Here is an 18,989-nt window from a genome sequence, read left to right on the forward strand (position 1 = left end):
TAAAAAATGATAAAAAAATATTATGACAAAGACGCAAATTTAGAATTATTAAGTGGTAAAACAGTAGCTATTATTGGCTTTGGATCGCAAGGTCATGCTCATGCATTAAACCTTAAAGAAAGTGGAGTAAATGTAATAGTTGGGCTTCATGAAGGTTCGAAATCAATACAAAAAGCAAAAGAATATGGTCTAGAGGTTTTTAGTGTAGAAGAAGCTGCAAAAAAAGGCGATATGGTTATGATGCTCGTACCAGATGAAATTTCTGCTGATTTGTATAAGGAAAAAGTTGCACCATATATGAAAAAAGGTGACACATTGATGTATGCTCATGGATTTAATATTCATTATAATCTAGTGAGGCCATCAGAAGACATAAATGTAATTATGGTTGCTCCAAAGGGACCAGGACACACTGTTAGAAGTGAATATGAAAAGGGAGCAGGAGTACCTTCTCTAATTGCAGTATATCAAGATGCAACAGGTAATGCAAAGGATCTTGCTCTTGCATATGCGTCAGGAATTGGAGCAGGCCGTGCAGGAATTCTTGAAACTACATTTAAAGAAGAAACAGAAACAGATTTATTTGGAGAACAAGCTGTACTTTGTGGTGGAGTTACAGAACTTATGAAAGCAGGTTTTGAAACATTAGTAAATGCTGGATATGAACCAGAAATGGCATATTTTGAATGTATACATGAAATGAAATTAATTGTAGATATGATTATCGAAGGTGGATTTGAAAACATGAGAAATTCAATTTCAAATACAGCTGAATATGGGGACTATCATGCTGGCAAAAAAATAATTGGAAAAGAAACGAGAGAAGCTATGAAAGATATTCTTGATGATATACAAACAGGTGCTTTTGCATCAGAATTTATGACAGAATTTTCATCAGGAAGAAAAATCAAATTCTTAACAACAAGAAGAAAAGAAAGAGAACATCAATTAGAATCTGTTGGCAAAGAACTTAGAAAAATGATGAGTTGGTTGAAAAAATAAGAGAGGAGAAATTATGAATTTAAGAAGTGATAATGTAGTAAGGGGACCCGAAAGGGCTCCCAACAGGTCACTTTTTTATGCATTAGGATATACTGATGAACAGCTAGATAGACCACTTGTTGGAATAATATCTGCATATAGTGAAATAGTACCAGGTCATATGTTTTTAGACAAGCTTGAAAAAGCTGTAAGAGAAGGAGTTCTAATGAATGGAGGAACTCCAATAATGATTCCATCAATAGGAGTATGTGATGGGATAGCTATGGGACATACAGGAATGAAATATTCACTTCCAAGTAGAGAACTCATTGCAGACAGTGTAGAATCTATGGCTATTGCACATGGGCTTGATGCATTAGTACTTGTCCCTAACTGTGATAAAATTGTGCCTGGAATGATAATGGGTGCACTTAGAGTAAATCTTCCTACTATTTTAGTTAGTGGAGGACCAATGCTTGCAGGACATGATCAAAATGATGAAATTTCTCTATCAAAAATGTTTGAAGCTGTTGGTGCATTTAAGGCAGATTTAATAACAGCAGAAAAACTTATGGAATTAGAAAAATCCGCATGTCCTAGTTGTGGATCATGTGCAGGAATGTATACAGCTAATTCAATGAATTGTCTTAGTGAAGCAATAGGTCTTGCTTTAACTGGAAATGGCACAATCCCAGCAGTATACTCGGAAAGACTAAGATTAGGTAAAAAAACAGGAATGCAAATAATGAATCTTTTAAAAGAAGATATAAAGATAAAAGATATCATAAACAAAGATTCAGTTAAAAACGCACTAGCTTGTGATATGGCACTAGGTTGTTCTACAAATACAATTCTTCATCTTTTAGCAATTACAAATGAAGCAGGAATTGAAGTAGATTTAAATGATATAAATGAAGTTAGCGATAAAGTGCCAAATCTTTGTCATCTTGCACCAGCAGGAGATACTCATATAGAAGATTTATATTTTGCTGGCGGTATTGCGGCTGTTCAAAAAGAACTTTCAAAGAAAAACCTCTTAAAACTTGACGTAATAACTGCAAGTGGCAAAAATCTTTCTGAAAACATAAAAAATGCTATAAATAAAAATAAAAATATTATTAGAGATATTAATAATCCCTTTTCTGAAACAGGAGGACTTTGCGTTTTATTTGGAAATATTGCAAAAGATGGAGCAGTTGTAAAAAAATCTGCTGTTGCAGACAATATGTTGAAACACACTGGACCAGCTCGAGTATTTAATTCAGAAGATGATGCCATAAAGGCGATTTATAGAGGAGATATAAATCATGGCGATGTAGTAGTAATTAGATACGAAGGACCTAAGGGTGGACCAGGAATGAGAGAAATGTTAAACCCAACATCAGCCCTTGCAGGTATGAAACTTGATACATCTGTTGCACTTATAACAGATGGAAGATTTTCAGGAGCAAGTAGAGGCGCATCCATTGGTCATGTTTCTCCAGAAGCTGCTCAAGGCGGAGCTATTGGAATAATAAATGAAGGGGATTTAATAGAAATAGATATATTAAATCATAGTTTAAATTTAAAAGTATCAAATGAAGAGTTTAGTAAGAGAATTGAAAACTTTACCCCTATTGAAACTAACAAAGTATCTGGATATTTAAATAGATATAGAAGGTTGGTAACAAGTGCTGATAAAGGAGCTATATTAAAATAAGTTCCATATAAATATAGGAGACTCAATTTTAAACTGACAACAAAAGTTGGACCTAAAACCAACATAGGAGGCAGTTCATTTTTGAGTCTCTTTTATTATTTTAAAGACATGAAAGTACATGAAAAGGATTTAATTGTAAAATTAATTTTCAGAAAAAATTTTACAATTTTCAGAACATGGCTTAAGAATTTTTTATAATTTTTACTGCAAAAATATTTACGATTAGATATTTTTGCAGTAAAAATTATAAAAAATGATTAATTTTAAAATACTTAAAGATTAGATTAAACAATACGTAAAAATTTTAATAATTACTTTTCAGTTATAATTTTTTTGTTATAATAAGTGATGTAGTGAAAAAGGAGGTATTATAAAAACGTGAACATTTCATTCAATTTAATGCAAACGGTAGGATTTGCGATAATAGTTTACTACATAGGAAAATTTCTAAGACAAAAAATTAATTTTTTTCAAAAGTTTTGTGTGCCAGCACCTGTAATTGGCGGATTTTTATTTGCTATAATTAGATTTTTATTACAAATAGGTGGCATTGCAACTTTTGAATTTGATCAAACCCTACAAAATCCATTTATGATGGTATTCTTTACAGCAATAGGTGTTGGAGCAGACATTGACACTTTGAAAAAAGGTGGAAAAGGATTTTTAATATTCTGGTTAATATCAGCAATATTAGTTATAGGACAGGATACAATTGGACTTGTACTAGCTAAAACTCTTAACCAAAATCCTCTTCTAGGGCTTATTTGTGGTTCAGTTACAATGGTAGGTGGACATGGTTCTGCTGGAGCTTGGGGAGGCACATTTGCTAAATTAGGTTTGGACAATGCCAAGACATTTGGATTAGCTGCAGCAACTTTCGGAGTTATTATGGGGTCTTTAATTGGTGGACCAATTGGATCAACTCTAATTAGAAAGCATAATCTCACAGGAAACAACCCTAATGTATCAAACTTTGACGAAGTGTTGGAAAACCTTGAAGAAAACAATGCAGGAGAAGGATATGAAAGAGTAATTCCTCTTCAAGCAGGTGATTTCATTAAAGTTCTTGGATTAATTTTTGTATCAGTTGGATTAGGTTCAATTCTTCAAGAATTTATCAGAACTCATGTATCAATTCTTGGAAAAGAATTAAATTTACCGGCTTACGTAACTGCCATGATTATTGCAGGGATTTTTGTAAATACTATTGGCAAAAAGGGACCACTAATGGTTAGCCAAAGAGCTAACTCTATTTGCGGCGATGTGGGGCTAAATGTATTCTTAGTAATGGCATTAATCGATATTAATTTATTAGATCTTAAAGATGTTGCAGGTCCTATGTTAATAATTCTATTTGCACAAACAATATTCATGGCTCTATTTGCTTACTTTGTAACTTTTTGGGCAATGGGTAAAAATTATGATGCGGCAGTTTTATCAGGCGGTATTTGTGGATTTGGTATGGGAGCAACTTATAATGCACTTGCAAATATGGACTCAATTACTGAGAGATTTGGGCCATCACCAAAAGCATATTTTATATTGCCTATGGTAGGTGCTTTTGCAATCGACATTACAAATTCAGTATTTATAACAGTATTCTTAAATATTGCGCAAAGTATTTCATAAAAATATTTAGGTCAAGACCGAGCACAAAAGGTGTTCGGTCTTTTTGTGATGAGTTTAATTGATTAATAAATTTTTAAATGATATTATATTTTATAATAGTCTTTTAGACTACATTAGAAGAGGTGAAGACAATGAAATGTCCTTTTTGCGGATACAATGATTCAAAAGTTTTAGACACTAGACCAACAGATGAAGGTTATACAATTAGAAGAAGACGCGAGTGTTTAAAATGTCAAAAAAGATTTACTACTTATGAAAAAATAGAACAGTCTCCTGTAATGGTTATAAAAAAAGATGGAAATAGGCAAGCTTTTGATCGAGAAAAAATAATTAAGGGAATGATCAAGTCATGTGAAAAAAGACCAGTTTCTGCTGATAAGATAGAAGAAGCAGTTAATAATATTGAAAAGAAAATTGAAAACTCTATGCGCCGAGAAATTACTTCTCTAGAAATTGGAGAAATGGTAATGAATGAACTAAAAGATTTAGATGAAGTTTCCTATGTAAGATTTGCATCAGTTTATAGGGAATTTAAAGATTTACAATCTTTTGTTGATGAACTTGAAAGTTTTGTAAAAAAGAAGAATTAATATGGACTTATTTGAACTTAGCATGCAAAAAAATTTAATGAAGCAGGCACCTCTTGCTGATAGGATGAGACCTAGAAATTTGCTTGAGTTTGTAGGACAAGATCATGTTATTGGCGAGGGAAAATATCTTTCACGACTTATAAAAAGCGACAGACTTAGTTCAATTTTATTTTATGGTCCACCTGGAGTTGGAAAAACTACTTTGGCAGAAATAATTGCAAAGACTACAAATAAAAATTTTATAAAACTTTCTGCTGTCACATCAAACTTAAAAGAACTTCGTGAAGTTTTGAAAAAGGCTGAAGACTCTATGAAATTTCACGATATTTCAACAATAGTTTTCATTGACGAAATTCATAGATTTAATAAGACGCAACAAGATGCACTTTTGCCTTTTGTAGAAAGAGGAGTAATAACTTTAATTGGAGCAACAACAGAAAATCCATATTTTGAAGTTAATAGAGCTTTGTTGTCTAGGATGCAAATAATAAATTTATTTCCACTTGAAGACAAAGATTTACTCAAAATATTAGAAATGGCTTTAAGTGATAGGGAAAGAGGATTTGGCAATAATAATATAGAGATCACAGATCTGGCAAAAAAAATTCTTATAAAAAACTCCAATGGAGATGGAAGATTTTTGTTAAATAGTTTAGAAATTGCAATTCTTTCGACGGATAAAATTGATGGGAAAATTTTAGTAGATGAAAATGTAATAGAAAATTCTCTTTTAATAAAAAATGTAAAATACGATAAAAATAATAATGAGCATTACGATACAATTTCTGCTTTTATAAAGTCCATGAGAGGCTCTGACCCAGATGCAGCTCTTATTTATCTTGCAAAGATGCTTGAAGGTGGAGAGGACATAAAATTTATTGCAAGAAGACTTATGATTTTTGCATCAGAAGATGTGGGAAACGCAAATCCACAAGCAATGGTCATGGCTTCAGCGTGTTTTAATAGTGTCAACGCTGTGGGAATGCCTGAAGCTAGAATTATTTTAGCGCAGACTGTAACTTATCTTGCATCCTCAGAGAAATCAAATGCATCCTATCTTGGTATTAATAAAGCCATGGCGGATGTCAGAAATTCAAGTAATATAATTATTCCTAAAATTATTAGAGACAAGCACAATCCGCAAAATGAAACTAATGAAAATTATTTGTATCCACATAATTATAAAAACTCCTATGTAGATCAAACTTATATGCCAGATAATTTTATTGGCAGAAAATATTATGAGCCAAAAAATATTGGATATGAAAAGATTATTAAGGAGTATTTAGATAGTTTAAAGTGAGTAAAATTGACAAATAAGGGATTTAATTATATACTTAAACATTATGTGGCAAATACAAATTAGGAGGAATTATGTCAATTAGCATTAGAGATATTTTTAAAAATCCAGAAGATTTTTTAGATAAAGAAATATTATTAAATGGTTGGATAAAAACAAGCAGAGCATCAAAGAATTTTGGGTTTATTGAGCTTACAGATGGTACAAGCTTTAAACCAATTCAAGTAGTTTATGGAAAAGACTTGGAAAATTTTGATTTAGTTGAAAAATATCCAATTAGTTCATCATTAGAAGTTAGTGGAAAGGTTGTTAAATCTCCAGGAAAGAATCAATCTTTTGAACTTCAAGCGGATAAAATTGTTGCGCTTTGTTCATCTGATCCTTCCTATCCTCTGCAAAAAAAGAGACATACATTGGAATATTTAAGGACAATTGCACATCTTCGTCCAAGGGCAAATACTTTCAATGCTGTTTTTAGAGTAAGGTCATTAATTGCTTATGCAATTCACAAATTCTTCCAAGAAAAAGGGTTTATTTATGTTCATGCTCCAATTATCACAACATCAGATGCTGAAGGTGCAGGAGAGATGTTTCAAGTAACAACACTTGATATAGATAGTATTGCAAAGTCAAATCCAACAGAAGTTGATTATTCAAAGGACTTTTTTAACAAAAAGACTCACTTAACTGTATCTGGTCAACTTGAAGCTGAAGCATTTGCAGAAGCTTTCAAAAATATTTATACTTTTGGACCTACATTTAGAGCAGAAAACTCAAATACACAAAGACATGCAGCTGAGTTTTGGATGATTGAACCAGAAATGGCATTTGCTGATTTAAATGTAAATATGGATGTTTCAGAAGAAATGTTAAAATATATTATTTCTTATGTTTTGGAAAATGCACCACAAGAAATGGAATTTTTCAACAATTTTATTGACAAAGGTCTTTTTGAAAGATTGCAAAATGTACTTAAAAATGAATTTGCAAGAATAACATATACAGAAGCTATTGAAATTCTTGAAAAAGCAGATAGAAAATTTAACTATCCTGTAAGTTGGGGCATTGATCTTCAAACTGAACACGAAAGATATATTACAGAAGAAGTTTATAAAAAACCAGTTTTCGTAACAGATTATCCTAAAGAAATTAAAGCTTTTTATATGTATCAAAATGAAGACGAAAAAACTGTTGCAGCAATGGACCTTTTAGTTCCAGGAGTTGGGGAAATCATTGGAGGAAGCCAAAGGGAACATAGACTTGAAGTACTAGAAGAAAAAATGAAAAATATTGGAATGAATATGGATACTTATAATTGGTATCTTGATTTGAGAAGATATGGCTCTGTTGTTCACTCTGGTTATGGACTTGGATTCGAAAGGGCTGTAATGTATATAACTGGAATGAAAAACATAAGAGATGTAATTCCATTCCCAAGAACTGTTGGAAATGCTGAGTTTTAGGAGTTAATATGAAAAAATATATACCTAGTGAAATAGAAAAAAAGTGGCAAGACTTTTGGGATGAACACGAGTCCTTTGTATGTGAAAATAATTCCGATAAAGAAAAATTCTATGCACTTGTAGAATTTCCTTATCCGTCAGGGCAAGGACTTCATGTAGGGCATCCGAGACCTTATACTGCTCTTGATATTGTTTCTAGAATGAAGAGAATGCAGGGATATAATGTACTTTATCCAATGGGTTGGGATGCTTTTGGCTTGCCGACTGAAAATTATGCAATAAAAAATAAAATTCATCCAGCAATTGTTACAAAAAACAATATTGAACATTTTAAAAGACAATTAAAGTCTATTGGCTTTTCCTTTGATTGGTCGAGAGAAATAAATACAACTGATCCTGAATATTATAAGTGGACACAATGGATCTTTTTACAACTTTTTAAACATGGACTTGCTTATAAAAAAGAAATGCCAATAAACTGGTGTCCTTCTTGTAAAGTTGGACTTTCTAATGAAGAAGTTGTTGGTGGAAAATGCGAAAGATGTGGAGAAGTTGTTGTAAGGCGTGTAAAAAGTCAATGGATGTTAAAAATTACTGATTATGCAGATAGACTCATTGAGGATCTTGATGACCTTGACTTCATCGAAAGAGTTGTAACACAACAAAAAAACTGGATTGGAAGAAGTGAAGGGGCAAGTATAAAATTTTCTCTTAAGGATTTTGATGAAAAACTTGAAGTTTTCACTACTAGACCTGATACAATTTACGGAGCAACTTATATGGTAATTGCACCCGAACATCCGCTAATTAAAAATCATTCAGATAAAATTGAAAATTTAGACGAAATAAATGCTTATAAAGAAGAAGTTGCAAAGAAAAGTGACTTTGAAAGAACTGAACTTGAAAAAGAGAAAACGGGTGTTGAAATTAAGGGAATTAAAGCCATTAATCCTCTTACGAATAAAGAAATGCCAATTTGGATTTCAGATTATGTTCTCATGACTTATGGAACTGGAGCAATTATGGCTGTTCCTGCTCATGATGATCGTGACTACGACTTTGCAAAAAAATTTGGTCTTGAAATAATTCCTGTAATTGAAGGTTCTGACATAAGTGAACATGCAAACACTGAAACTTCTACTGGAAAAATGATAAACTCAGGTATTTTAAATGGTCTTGAAGTTAAAGAGGCTATTGCCAAGATGATTGATTATCTTGAAGAAAATAATATTGGAGATAGAAAGGTCAATTATAAGCTTAGAGACTGGTTGTTCTCAAGACAAAGATATTGGGGAGAGCCAATACCAATAGTTCATTGTGATAAATGTGGTTATGTTGCTCTTCCTGAAGAAGAACTTCCACTTTTACTTCCAAAAGTTGAAAATTACGAACCAACTGATTCTGGTGAATCACCACTTGCTACGATGACTGATTGGGTTAATACTACTTGTCCAAAATGCGGAGGACCTGCAAAAAGAGAAACAGATACTATGCCACAGTGGGCTGGATCATCTTGGTATTTCTTGAGATATACCGATCCACACAATGACAAAGAGCTTGCAAGTAAGGAAGCGCTTGAATATTGGACTCCAGTAGACTGGTATAATGGTGGTATGGAACATACTACACTTCACTTACTTTATTCAAGATTTTGGCATAAATTTTTGTATGATATTGGAGTAGTTCCAACTAAAGAACCATATAAAAAGAGAACCTCCCATGGCATGATTCTAGGCAATAACAACGAAAAAATGTCTAAATCAAGAGGAAATGTTGTAAATCCAGATGATATTGTAAGGGATTATGGTGCTGATACACTTAGATGCTATGAAATGTTTATTGGTGATTTTGAAAAGCCTGTTCCATGGTCAGAAAATGGAGTTAAGGGTTGCAGAAGATTTTTGGAAAGAGTTTGGAATTTACAAAGTATTGTCGTAGATGGAGAAGATTATAGCGAAGGTTTAGTTTCAGAAATTCACAAAACTATTAAAAAAGTTACAGAAGATTATACAAATCTAAAAGCTAATACTGCAATAGCACAACTTATGACACTTTCAAATGAGTTTAATTCTGTTGGAAAAATCACAAAAGAAGACTTCAGGACTTATTTAATTTTATTAAATCCTGTTGCTCCACATATAACTGAAGAATTGTGGCAAATATGTGATTTAGGCGGAATTTTATCAGAAAAAGATTGGCCTAAATTTAATGAAAAAATAATTATAGATGATGAAATTGAAATTCCAGTTCAATTTAATGGTAAGGTTAGGTATACTATTAAAATTGAAAGAGATGCATCTGAAAGTAAAGTATTTGAAATAGTAGAGGAGAACGAACTTTTTGCTAAAAATACTGAATCAAAGAAAGTTATAAAGAAAATTTATATTTCAAATAAGATAGTAAATATTGTTGTAAAATAAAACTGAAAGGCACTATATAGTGCTTTTTAGTTTTTATGAGGAGTTTTTATGAATAGCATGACTGGCTACGGCCTTTTTGAGAAGAGAAGTGATGATTTTTGTATCAAAGTGGAGATGAAATCTGTTAATAATAGATTTCTTGATATTAATGTAAGGATGCCGAGTTCTATTATGTATGCTGAAGAATCTGTTAAATCTTTTATAAAAGATAAAATTAAAAGAGGTAAAGTTGATGTTTTTATAAATTTTGATTATCTAAACTCTAAAGATGTTAAAATTGATATTGACTATGAGCTTTTAAATAAGTATATTAGTATAAGTAAAGATTTACAGAAAAAATTCGGAGTTATAGAAGATCTTTCTTTTTCAAAATTAACTGAAGATTCGAATATTTTTAAACCACAAAAAGCTGAATTTGATGGCGACTATATTAAAAAAGAGCTACTAGAGGTTGTTGAATTTGCCGCAAAGGATTTTATCGAAGCTAGAAATATTGAAGGTGAAAAAATCAAAAATGATTTTCTAGTTAAACTTGAAGAAATTAAAAAATTAACTGATTTTATAGAAAAGAGAGCTCCAATTACTCTTAAAGAAAATGAAAAAAGACTTAGAGATAGGGTTAGTGAATATCTTGATTCGAATAAAATAGATGAAGATAGAATTTTGACTGAAATTGCGATAATGCTTGACAAGCTTTCCATTGATGAAGAAATCACTAGATTGAAAATACATATAGACAATTTTAATGATATAATAAATTCAGAGGGAGCTATTGGAAGAAGATTAGATTTTCTTATTCAAGAGATGAATAGGGAATCTAATACAATTGCTTCAAAATCTAATGATATCGAAATTATAAGTAAAGTTCTTCTACTTAAATCTGAAATTGAAAAGCTGCGTGAACAAGCACAAAATGTTGAATAGTTAATAATTAGGATGGTGATGATTTGGACGGCGGATTTTTATTGGTTTTATCAGGTCCTTCTGGTTCTGGGAAGGGAACTGTAAGCGAGGCTCTTATGAAAAACAATGACGATATAATTTTTTCTACTTCTGTAACCACGAGAACACCTAGACCAGGCGAAGTTAATGGTGAAAATTATTTTTTTGCTACAAGAGAAGAATTTGAAAAAATGGTGGACAATGATGAACTTTTAGAACATGCCTTTGTTCATACAAATTATTATGGCACACCAAAAAAGTTTGTTTTTGATGAAATTGAAAAGGGCGAAATTGTACTTTTAGAAATTGATGTGCAAGGAGCTTTACAAATTAAAGAAAAATACAAGGAAGCAGTCTTTATTTTTTTAATTCCTCCAACTATGGATGAACTTAAATCTCGTCTTGTTAAGAGGGATACAGAAACTGAAGATGAAATTGAAACTAGATATAGAAATGCCTTTAAAGAACTGGATTTTGTTGGTGAATATGATTATTTTGTTATAAATGATGTAATAGATAATGCCGTTAAGGATATCGAAAATATTATTGCTGCAGAAAAGTTAAGAGTAAAAAGACATAAAAATATTAAAAAAGAAGTTCAAGCAGAAGAGGAGAGAAATAAATGATAATACCATCTTTTAAAGATTTAAGAGAAGTTGCAAATTCCAGATATGAACTTGCAATTTTAGTTTCAAAGAGAGCTAGAAAGATAATTGACGGAAATCCAAAACTTGTTGATACAGAAAGTAAAAAGCCAGTTACAATTGCTTTGGAAGAAATTATGGCTGGAAAAATTAAATTTGGAGAAAAGTTATCTGACTCTCAATATGAAAAGAAAATTGCAGAAGAAAAAGAAGAATTAATTGAAAAAATTAAACAAGAAAGAATTGAAAAAATAAACTCTGAAGGATTGGAAGAGGAATAAAATGTTAAAGGGCAAAAAAATTCTACTTGGCGTAACAGGTGGAATTGCATCTTATAAATCACCTGGAATTTGTAGTTTACTTAGAAAACTAGGGGCAGAAGTAAAGGTTGTAATGACCAAAAATGCAACAGAGTTTGTAACTCCTCTTACTTTTCAGACTATGTCAAACAATACAGTACACTGCGAAATGTTTAATCAATTATTTAACATGGATGTGGAGCATATTTCTCTTGCAAAATGGGCAGATATAATTGTAATTGCACCAGCAACTGCAAATGTAATTGGAAAATTTGCAAATGGAATAGCAGACGATATGCTTACTACAGTTTTAATGGCATCTAGGTCAAAAATAATAATTGCACCGGGAATGAACACTGTAATGTTAGAGTCAGAGGCTAATCAAAAAAATATGGAAACTCTCAGAAAAAGAGGAGTAATTATTTTAGATACTAAAGAAGATCTTTTGGCTTGCAATGATTATGGCAGTGGAAAAATGCTTGAACCAAGTGAAATTGTCGACGAAATAGATAGGGCTTTGACAGAAAAAGACTTGAAGGGAAAACATGTTGTAATTACGGCTGGACCTACTGTTGAACCAATTGATCCGGTGAGATTTATTTCAAATTATTCTTCAGGGAAAATGGGCTATGCTTTGGCGGATAATGCAAAAAAAAGAGGAGCAAAGGTAACTCTAATCTCTGGGCCAACTAAAATAGACATTCCAAAAGTCGACAATTTTGTAAGAGTTAAAACTACACGAGATATGTATGAAATTGTTGGAAAATATTTTGACGATTGCGACATACTTATTAAGGCTGCCGCACCTAGTGATTATAGACCAAAATTTTATAGTGAAGAAAAAATTAAAAAGGGCAATGACAGTCAAATGAATTTAATTGAAATGGAAAAAAACCCAGATATTGCTGCTCATTATGGAAGCCTTAAGAAAAATCAAATTATTGTTGGCTTTGCAGCTGAGTCAACAAATATTTACGAGTATGCAAAGGAAAAACTCGTAAAAAAGAATTTTGACATGATTGTTGTAAATAATATTAAGAAAAAGGGTGCAGGTTTTGGAAGTGACACTAATATAGTTTCTATTATCAGTAAAAGTAAAACTGATGATTTAGAAATTATGAGTAAATCTGATCTTGCAAAGGAAATTTTAGATAGAATATTAAAGCTTATGAGCTAGAGAAATCTAGCTCTTTTGTAGGTGAAAAAGTGTTTGCAGATATTTTTATAGAAAATAATTTTCAAAAAATAGATAAACTTTATACATATATCGTAAAAGATGATGTTAAACCAGGTATGCGAGTTCTTGTAAATTTTGGAAATAGCTACCGAGTTGGTATCGTCCTTTCTTTGCATGCAAATTATTCTGAAAAGTATTTAGATAAATTAAAAGAAATTCATTCGGTACTAGATGACGAGCCAATTATTTCAAGGGATTTAATTGAACTTGGACTTTGGATGAAAGATAGGTATTTAATTGGATATTCAAAGGCTTTTTCTCCAATTTTACCTCCTGGAAATTTGCAAAAAATAAAAAAGAAAATTATTGTAGAAAAATATCCTCATGGAAAGGACCTTGAAAAATTAAATTCTATTGATATAAATAAATATTTTGAAGATTTAAGTGAAACTGAAAAGAAATTTATAAAAAAATTAAGAGCCAAGGGTTTTATTAAATATATTTACGATTCGCTAGTTATGGTAAAGCCAAAGCTTGTAAATTATCTTAAAGTATCAGAAAATTTTGCCCCAAAAAATTTGGAAGGTATAAGTGAAAAACAAGCTCAAGTCTTTAATTTTGTAAAAGAAAAAAAAGATATATCAAGAGTTGATGTAATGGCTAGTCTTGGAATTTCTTATTCTCCAATAAAAACTTTAATAAAAAAAGATTTAATCTGTGAATATAAAAAGGAAATAAAAAGGGAGCCAGTTGAGAAAAATTTTGCAACACAAAAGATTTCTTTAAACGAAGAGCAGCAAAAAGCTATAAAAAGTATAATAGAAACTGATAAAGTTGTTTCACTGCTCCATGGGCTTACGGGAAGTGGGAAGACTGAAGTCTATTTAAATCTTGCATCAAAGGTAATAGAAAAGGGTGGGGAAGTAATAGTTCTAGTGCCAGAAATTGGACTTACTCCACAAATGATAGATAGATTTAAGGGAAGATTTGGAGATAAGGTTGCAGTTATTCACTCAAAACTTTCTCAAGGAGAAAGATACGATGAGTATAGAAAAGTTTTAAATGGAGAAGTAAATATTGTTGTTGGCGTAAGAAGTGCAGTCTTCGTTCCATTTAAAAGTCTAAAAATGATTATAATAGATGAATCTCACGACTCTTCTTACGAATTTCACGACAACCTAAAGTATGACACTATTGAAGTTGCAATAAATCGAATGAAGCACAGAGGAAAAGTTGTCCTTGGTTCAGCAACGCCTTCTATTGAAACCTATTTTTATGCAAAGAAAAATTTTTATAATTTATGTGAGTTAAAGAATAGAGCAAAAAAGGGTGCCTATCTTCCAGAAACAAAAGTTGTGGACATGAGAGATGAATTAATCATGGGAAATATTTCTATTTTTAGCAGAGAACTTAAAAAAGCAATGGAAGAAAAATTAAAAAAGAAGGAACAAATAATTTTATTTTTAAATCGTCGTGGTTTTTCTAATTTTATTTCATGCAGATCTTGTGGCGAAGTTATAAAATGTGACGATTGTGATATTTCCATGACTTATCATAAGACAAAAAATAGGCTTATTTGTCATTATTGCGGAAGTACAAAACCTCTTCCTAAGGTATGTCCAAGTTGTGGATCAAAATTTATCAAACAATTTGGAGTTGGAACACAAAAGGTTGAAGAGGAAGTAAAAAAATTGTTTCCTGAGGCACGAGTGCTTAGAATGGATAGAGATACCACTACAAAAAAAGATTCCTTCGATAAATTTTATGAAATTGTAAAAAATAGGAAAGCAGATGTAATTATTGGAACGCAAATGGTTTCAAAGGGTTTTGACTTTGAAAATGTTACTTTAGTTGGAATTGTTGCAGCTGATATGTCTCTTTATGTTTCTGATTACAAGGCAAAGGAAAGAACTTTTCAACTTATCACTCAGGTTTCAGGAAGAGCTGGGCGTGCATCGAAAAAAGGTGAGGTAATTATTCAAACATATAGTCCTGATAGCGAGATCATAAAATATTCTGCCACTGGCGATTATGTTGATTTTTACGATTATGAAATTGAAGAGAGAAAACTATTTTTATATCCACCTTATACAAAATTAATTGAGATTGAATTTTCTTCCTACGATGAAAAGTTAACTCAAATATGGGCAGAAAGGTTTTTGCATCAAATGTCTACTGATATAAAAAATGTAGAATTAATGGTAACAAAATTTATTAAGATGCCAAAGATAAAAAATATAAATAGAACTAAATTTTCAATAAAGGTAAAGCCAAAAAATTTAGTTCTGTTAATAGATGGACTTAAAAGGGTAATTAATAATAGTAAGATAGAAGAAGATAATAAAGTATTTTTAAACATAGATTTTAGGTGATTATATGGCAATAAGAAAAATTAGAACGGATGGAGATCCAATACTTAGAAAAAAATCAAAAGTAGTTTCAAATTACAACGACAGATTAAAAGTTTTAATCGACGATATGTACGAAACCATGGATATAGCTTATGGAGTAGGTCTTGCCGCACCGCAAGTTGGAATTTTAAAAAGAGTTATTGTAATTGACAATAGAGACGAAGAAGATGGCAATAGATTTTACATGATTAATCCTGAAATTATTGAAAAGGAAGGGGAAGAAGTTTCCTTGGAAGGTTGTCTTTCAGTTCCTGGCAAACAAGGAAGTGTAAAGAGGGCAAAAGATGTAAAAGTTAGATACAATGATTTATATGGAGAAGAAAAAATTATGGAAGCTGAGGATTTTTTAGCGAGAATTCTTCAACATGAGATTGACCACTTAGATGGAGTTTTATACACGGACAAGGCAATTGAAATGTTTGAAGCGGAGAGTGAATAGAAATGAGATTTATTTTTATGGGAACGCCAGATTTTTCAGTTCCTATTTTAGATAAATTAAATAATCTTGGTGAAGTTGCTCTAGTTGTTTCTCAAGAAGATAAGAGAAAGGGAAGAGGCAAGAAACTAACAAAAACTCCAGTAAAGATTAAGGCTGAAAATTTAGGACTAGAAATTTTTCAACCTGCTGATGTAAATTCAAAGGATTCTATAAATAAATTAAAAGAAGTTGATGCTGATATTATTGTAGTTGTTGCCTATGGACAAATATTATCTAGAGAAATAATTGATCTTCCAAAAAAATATATTGTAAATGTTCACGCATCAATCCTTCCAGAGTTAAGGGGAGCTGCCCCAATTAACCGAGCAATTATGGAAGGACACAAAAAAACTGGAGTTAGCCTTATGAAAGTAGAAGAAGGTCTTGACTCTGGCGCAGTTTCATCTGTAAAAGAAATTGAAATAAAAAATATGAATGCTGGAGAATTGGAAGATAAACTTTCACTAATGGGTGCAGATCTTTTGGAAGAATTTATTAATGAAGTTGAAGAAAATAAAGTTAAATTTACTGAACAAGATGATTCAAAAAAAACTTATGCAAATAAAATTTTGAAAAAGGATTTGATTTTAGATTTTAAGGACAATTCAAAAAATATTGTAAATAAAATAAAAGGGCTTAGTCCACACTATGGTGCAAAATTTAATTATGAGGACAAAGTTTATAAAATTTTTGATGCAGAAGAAATTAAAAGTTCAGCTATTGAAGTTCCAGGAACAATTTTAAATTCAGATGAGAAATTAATTATCAAGACAAAGGATGGAGCAATTTCAGTAAAAGTTATACAAGCACCTGGCAAGAAAGCCATGGGAATTGATGATTTCCTCAGAGGAAATAAAATTGAAGAAAATTATGTGATTGGAGGAAAATGATGTTTCCATATTTTTATATTTATGATTACAGTTATTTAGTTTATATTTTACCTGGACTTATTTTAGCATTTTACGCACAGGCAAAGATAAGTTCTGCTTATGAAAAATATAATAAAATTGGATCTTCCACAAATCTAAGTGGAGTAGAAGTTGCGAGAGAAATTTTAGATAGAAATGGACTAAATTACGTAAAAGTAAATTTAGTTGATGGAAAACTTTCGGATCACTATGACCCAAGGGATAAAACTCTAAATCTATCTCGAGATGTTTATTACAAAAATTCTATTGCATCAGTTTCCATTGCTGCTCACGAAGTAGGCCATGCAATTCAAGATTCAGTTGAATATGTACCTTTAAGAATTAGAGGTGCTTTAGTTCCTCTTGCAAATTTGGGAACTCAAGTAAGTTTCTTTTTAATAATACTCGGATTTTTCTTTTCAGTTTTTTTTACAAAACTTGGAGTTGCATTATTTTTCTTTGCAGTTTTATTTCAAATAGTTACGCTTCCTGTGGAGTTTAACGCATCAAATAGAGCAAAAAAAGAACTTGCAAAGGGAATTATAACTGAAGAAGATTTGACAGGGACTAAGGAAGTTTTAAATGCAGCAGCACTTACTTATGTTGCATCGACAATAGTTGCAATAGGACAATTTTTGAGACTACTTAGCATATTTGGAAGAAGAGATTAATGAAAAATACTAGGGAAAAAGCATTACAAATAATTAACGATGTCCTCTACAAGGGGGCATTTTTAGAAGAAAGTCTAGAAATTCTTAAAAAGTCAAACATTGATGATAGGGACTACAATTTTATAAAAGAAATAACAACTGGAGTAATTAGGAATAGATCCTATTTAGATTACGTAGTGAAAATAAACTCTAAAGTAAAGATTAATAAAATTCATAAAATCATTTTAACTATTCTAGAGATGGCAATTTATCAAATGTATTTTTTGGATAAAGTTCCAGATTATTCAATTGTCGATGAGTCGGTAAATCTTGCAAAAATTTATGGGAATAGAGGCTCAATTTCTTTCACAAATGGAATCTTAAGAAGTATTTCAAAAAAAGAAGCACCACAAGTTAAAATTGAAGATAGCATTGAAAATTTATCTACTTTTTATTCTCATCAAAAGTTCTATACAGAATATTTTTATAAAAACTATGGAGAGAATTTTACAAAAAAACTTTTAAAAGCAAATAATGAAAAACCTCCCTTTACCATTAGAGTAAATACTCTTAAGACTAATAAAAAGGACTTAATGAAAAATTTAAAGGATTTAGGCTTTGAAATAAGAGAGACAACTTATGAGAATGCTTTAAACATTTTAAACCCAAAGGGAATAATTGATACAGAATTTTTAAAAAAGGGACAATTTTATGTGCAAGATCTTGGATCAATTTTGGTTTCAACCTTTTTAAATCCAAAGGAAGAGAGCAAAGTTCTGGATTTATGTGCAGCACCAGGGGGCAAGACAACTCATCTTTCTGAAATTATGAATAACACTGGTGAGATCATTGCCTGTGATAAATCAAAGGGAAAAATAAAATTAATAGAAGAAAATGCCGAGAGACTTGGTGCAAAAAATATTAAAACAATGGTTAATGATGCCAGAGTTTTAAATGAAAGTTTCCTAAATAAATTTGACTATGTCTTAGTTGATGCACCTTGTTCTGGTACAGGATTATACAGGAAAAAACCTGATATAAAGTGGAATAAGAGCATAGAAGACATAAGGGAACTTTCAAAAATTCAAATAGAAATTTTAGAAAAAGCAAAAAATTATGTAAAAGATAAGGGAAAAATTTTATATTCAACTTGCTCTCTTTCAAAAATTGAAAATGAAGATGTAATAAATGAATTTTTAAAAAGCAATAAAAATTTTAAAATAAAAAATTTAAGAGATAAAGAAATACTAAAATTATTTCCATCAATAGATGGTACGGACGGTTTTTCTATAACTCTTTTAGAAAAGATTGGACTGTGATTAGACAGTCCTTTTATTTTATTAAATTTTTTAAATTCATTTTTATTTGTCAGAGTCTAATGGTATAATGAGTAAATGA

16 protein-coding genes are annotated in these 18,989 nt (G+C 31.0%); all 16 read left to right on the forward strand.

The window, feature by feature from the left end:
- Window positions 1-6: 6 nt before the first annotated feature.
- On the forward strand, window positions 7-1,002 hold the full coding sequence (gene ilvC, locus HKO22_RS03890; RefSeq protein WP_169968703.1) for a ketol-acid reductoisomerase: 996 nt from the start codon (window positions 7-9) through the stop codon (window positions 1,000-1,002).
- 13 nt (window positions 1,003-1,015) lie between these two features.
- Complete coding sequence (ilvD, locus tag HKO22_RS03895) at window positions 1,016-2,680, forward strand: dihydroxy-acid dehydratase (RefSeq protein ID WP_169968705.1); 1,665 nt, start codon at window positions 1,016-1,018, stop codon at window positions 2,678-2,680.
- A 378-nt stretch (window positions 2,681-3,058) separates the two neighbouring features.
- Window positions 3,059-4,309, forward strand: a complete 1,251-nt coding sequence (gene gltS / locus HKO22_RS03900; RefSeq protein ID WP_144015187.1) for a sodium/glutamate symporter — start codon at window positions 3,059-3,061, stop codon at window positions 4,307-4,309.
- 131 nt (window positions 4,310-4,440) lie between these two features.
- Window positions 4,441-4,899, forward strand: coding sequence for a transcriptional regulator NrdR (gene nrdR / locus HKO22_RS03905; RefSeq protein ID WP_075658609.1), 459 nt, complete (start codon window positions 4,441-4,443; stop codon window positions 4,897-4,899).
- A gap of 1 nt (window position 4,900) precedes the next feature.
- Window positions 4,901-6,202, forward strand: a complete 1,302-nt coding sequence (locus HKO22_RS03910; protein WP_169968707.1) for a replication-associated recombination protein A — start codon at window positions 4,901-4,903, stop codon at window positions 6,200-6,202.
- Between the two features lie 71 nt (window positions 6,203-6,273).
- On the forward strand, window positions 6,274-7,662 hold the full coding sequence (gene asnS, locus HKO22_RS03915; RefSeq protein WP_211660198.1) for an asparagine--tRNA ligase: 1,389 nt from the start codon (window positions 6,274-6,276) through the stop codon (window positions 7,660-7,662).
- A gap of 8 nt (window positions 7,663-7,670) precedes the next feature.
- Window positions 7,671-10,082 carry a leucine--tRNA ligase gene (gene leuS / locus HKO22_RS03920; RefSeq protein WP_169968709.1) on the forward strand — a complete coding sequence of 804 codons (2,412 nt, stop codon included), beginning with the start codon at window positions 7,671-7,673 and terminating at the stop codon, window positions 10,080-10,082.
- A gap of 48 nt (window positions 10,083-10,130) precedes the next feature.
- Window positions 10,131-11,006: a YicC/YloC family endoribonuclease gene (locus HKO22_RS03925; RefSeq protein ID WP_075658617.1), complete on the forward strand. Its 876-nt coding sequence runs from the start codon at window positions 10,131-10,133 to the stop codon at window positions 11,004-11,006.
- A 23-nt stretch (window positions 11,007-11,029) separates the two neighbouring features.
- On the forward strand, window positions 11,030-11,650 hold the full coding sequence (gene gmk, locus HKO22_RS03930) for a guanylate kinase (protein ID WP_075658619.1): 621 nt from the start codon (window positions 11,030-11,032) through the stop codon (window positions 11,648-11,650).
- Window positions 11,647-11,949 carry a DNA-directed RNA polymerase subunit omega gene (gene rpoZ, locus HKO22_RS03935; RefSeq protein WP_075658621.1) on the forward strand — a complete coding sequence of 101 codons (303 nt, stop codon included), beginning with the start codon at window positions 11,647-11,649 and terminating at the stop codon, window positions 11,947-11,949. Before gmk ends, rpoZ begins: the two co-directional genes overlap by 4 nt.
- 1 nt (window position 11,950) lies before the next feature.
- Window positions 11,951-13,144: a bifunctional phosphopantothenoylcysteine decarboxylase/phosphopantothenate--cysteine ligase CoaBC gene (coaBC, locus tag HKO22_RS03940; RefSeq protein ID WP_169968712.1), complete on the forward strand. Its 1,194-nt coding sequence runs from the start codon at window positions 11,951-11,953 to the stop codon at window positions 13,142-13,144.
- Between the two features lie 29 nt (window positions 13,145-13,173).
- Entirely contained in the window at window positions 13,174-15,516 is a 2,343-nt protein-coding gene (gene priA, locus HKO22_RS03945) for a primosomal protein N' (RefSeq protein ID WP_169968714.1), read from the forward strand.
- Between the two features lie 4 nt (window positions 15,517-15,520).
- The gene (gene def, locus HKO22_RS03950) at window positions 15,521-15,994 is read left to right on the forward strand and encodes a peptide deformylase (RefSeq protein ID WP_075658627.1); all 474 of its coding nucleotides are present in this window, start codon (window positions 15,521-15,523) and stop codon (window positions 15,992-15,994) included.
- Window positions 15,995-15,996: 2 nt separating this feature from the next.
- Entirely contained in the window at window positions 15,997-16,923 is a 927-nt protein-coding gene (fmt, locus tag HKO22_RS03955; RefSeq protein WP_169968716.1) for a methionyl-tRNA formyltransferase, read from the forward strand.
- The gene (locus HKO22_RS03960; protein ID WP_169968718.1) at window positions 16,920-17,612 is read left to right on the forward strand and encodes a zinc metallopeptidase; all 693 of its coding nucleotides are present in this window, start codon (window positions 16,920-16,922) and stop codon (window positions 17,610-17,612) included. The genes fmt and HKO22_RS03960 overlap by 4 nt, the downstream gene beginning before the upstream one ends.
- On the forward strand, window positions 17,612-18,910 hold the full coding sequence (rsmB, locus tag HKO22_RS03965; RefSeq protein WP_169968720.1) for a 16S rRNA (cytosine(967)-C(5))-methyltransferase RsmB: 1,299 nt from the start codon (window positions 17,612-17,614) through the stop codon (window positions 18,908-18,910). Before HKO22_RS03960 ends, rsmB begins: the two co-directional genes overlap by 1 nt.
- Window positions 18,911-18,989: the final 79 nt, after the last annotated feature.

This window comes from Peptoniphilus faecalis (assembly GCF_012976305.1).
Lineage (GTDB): Bacteria > Bacillota > Clostridia > Tissierellales > Peptoniphilaceae > Peptoniphilus_A > Peptoniphilus_A faecalis.

Bases quoted from the DNA above. Each gene is read 5' to 3' on its own strand.
- HKO22_RS03925 (WP_075658617.1), top strand. From the start codon at position 10,131: ATGAATAGCATGACTGGCTACGGCCTTTTTGAGAAGAGAAGTGATGAT.
- ilvC (WP_169968703.1), top strand. From the start codon at position 7: ATGATAAAAAAATATTATGACAAAGACGCAAATTTAGAATTATTAAGT.
- HKO22_RS03910 (WP_169968707.1), top strand. From the start codon at position 4,901: ATGGACTTATTTGAACTTAGCATGCAAAAAAATTTAATGAAGCAGGCA.
- fmt (WP_169968716.1), top strand. From the start codon at position 15,997: ATGAGATTTATTTTTATGGGAACGCCAGATTTTTCAGTTCCTATTTTA.
- nrdR (WP_075658609.1), top strand. From the start codon at position 4,441: ATGAAATGTCCTTTTTGCGGATACAATGATTCAAAAGTTTTAGACACT.
- rsmB (WP_169968720.1), top strand. From the start codon at position 17,612: ATGAAAAATACTAGGGAAAAAGCATTACAAATAATTAACGATGTCCTC.
- coaBC (WP_169968712.1), top strand. From the start codon at position 11,951: ATGTTAAAGGGCAAAAAAATTCTACTTGGCGTAACAGGTGGAATTGCA.
- asnS (WP_211660198.1), top strand. From the start codon at position 6,274: ATGTCAATTAGCATTAGAGATATTTTTAAAAATCCAGAAGATTTTTTA.
- ilvD (WP_169968705.1), top strand. From the start codon at position 1,016: ATGAATTTAAGAAGTGATAATGTAGTAAGGGGACCCGAAAGGGCTCCC.
- rpoZ (WP_075658621.1), top strand. From the start codon at position 11,647: ATGATAATACCATCTTTTAAAGATTTAAGAGAAGTTGCAAATTCCAGA.
- leuS (WP_169968709.1), top strand. From the start codon at position 7,671: ATGAAAAAATATATACCTAGTGAAATAGAAAAAAAGTGGCAAGACTTT.
- HKO22_RS03960 (WP_169968718.1), top strand. From the start codon at position 16,920: ATGATGTTTCCATATTTTTATATTTATGATTACAGTTATTTAGTTTAT.
- def (WP_075658627.1), top strand. From the start codon at position 15,521: ATGGCAATAAGAAAAATTAGAACGGATGGAGATCCAATACTTAGAAAA.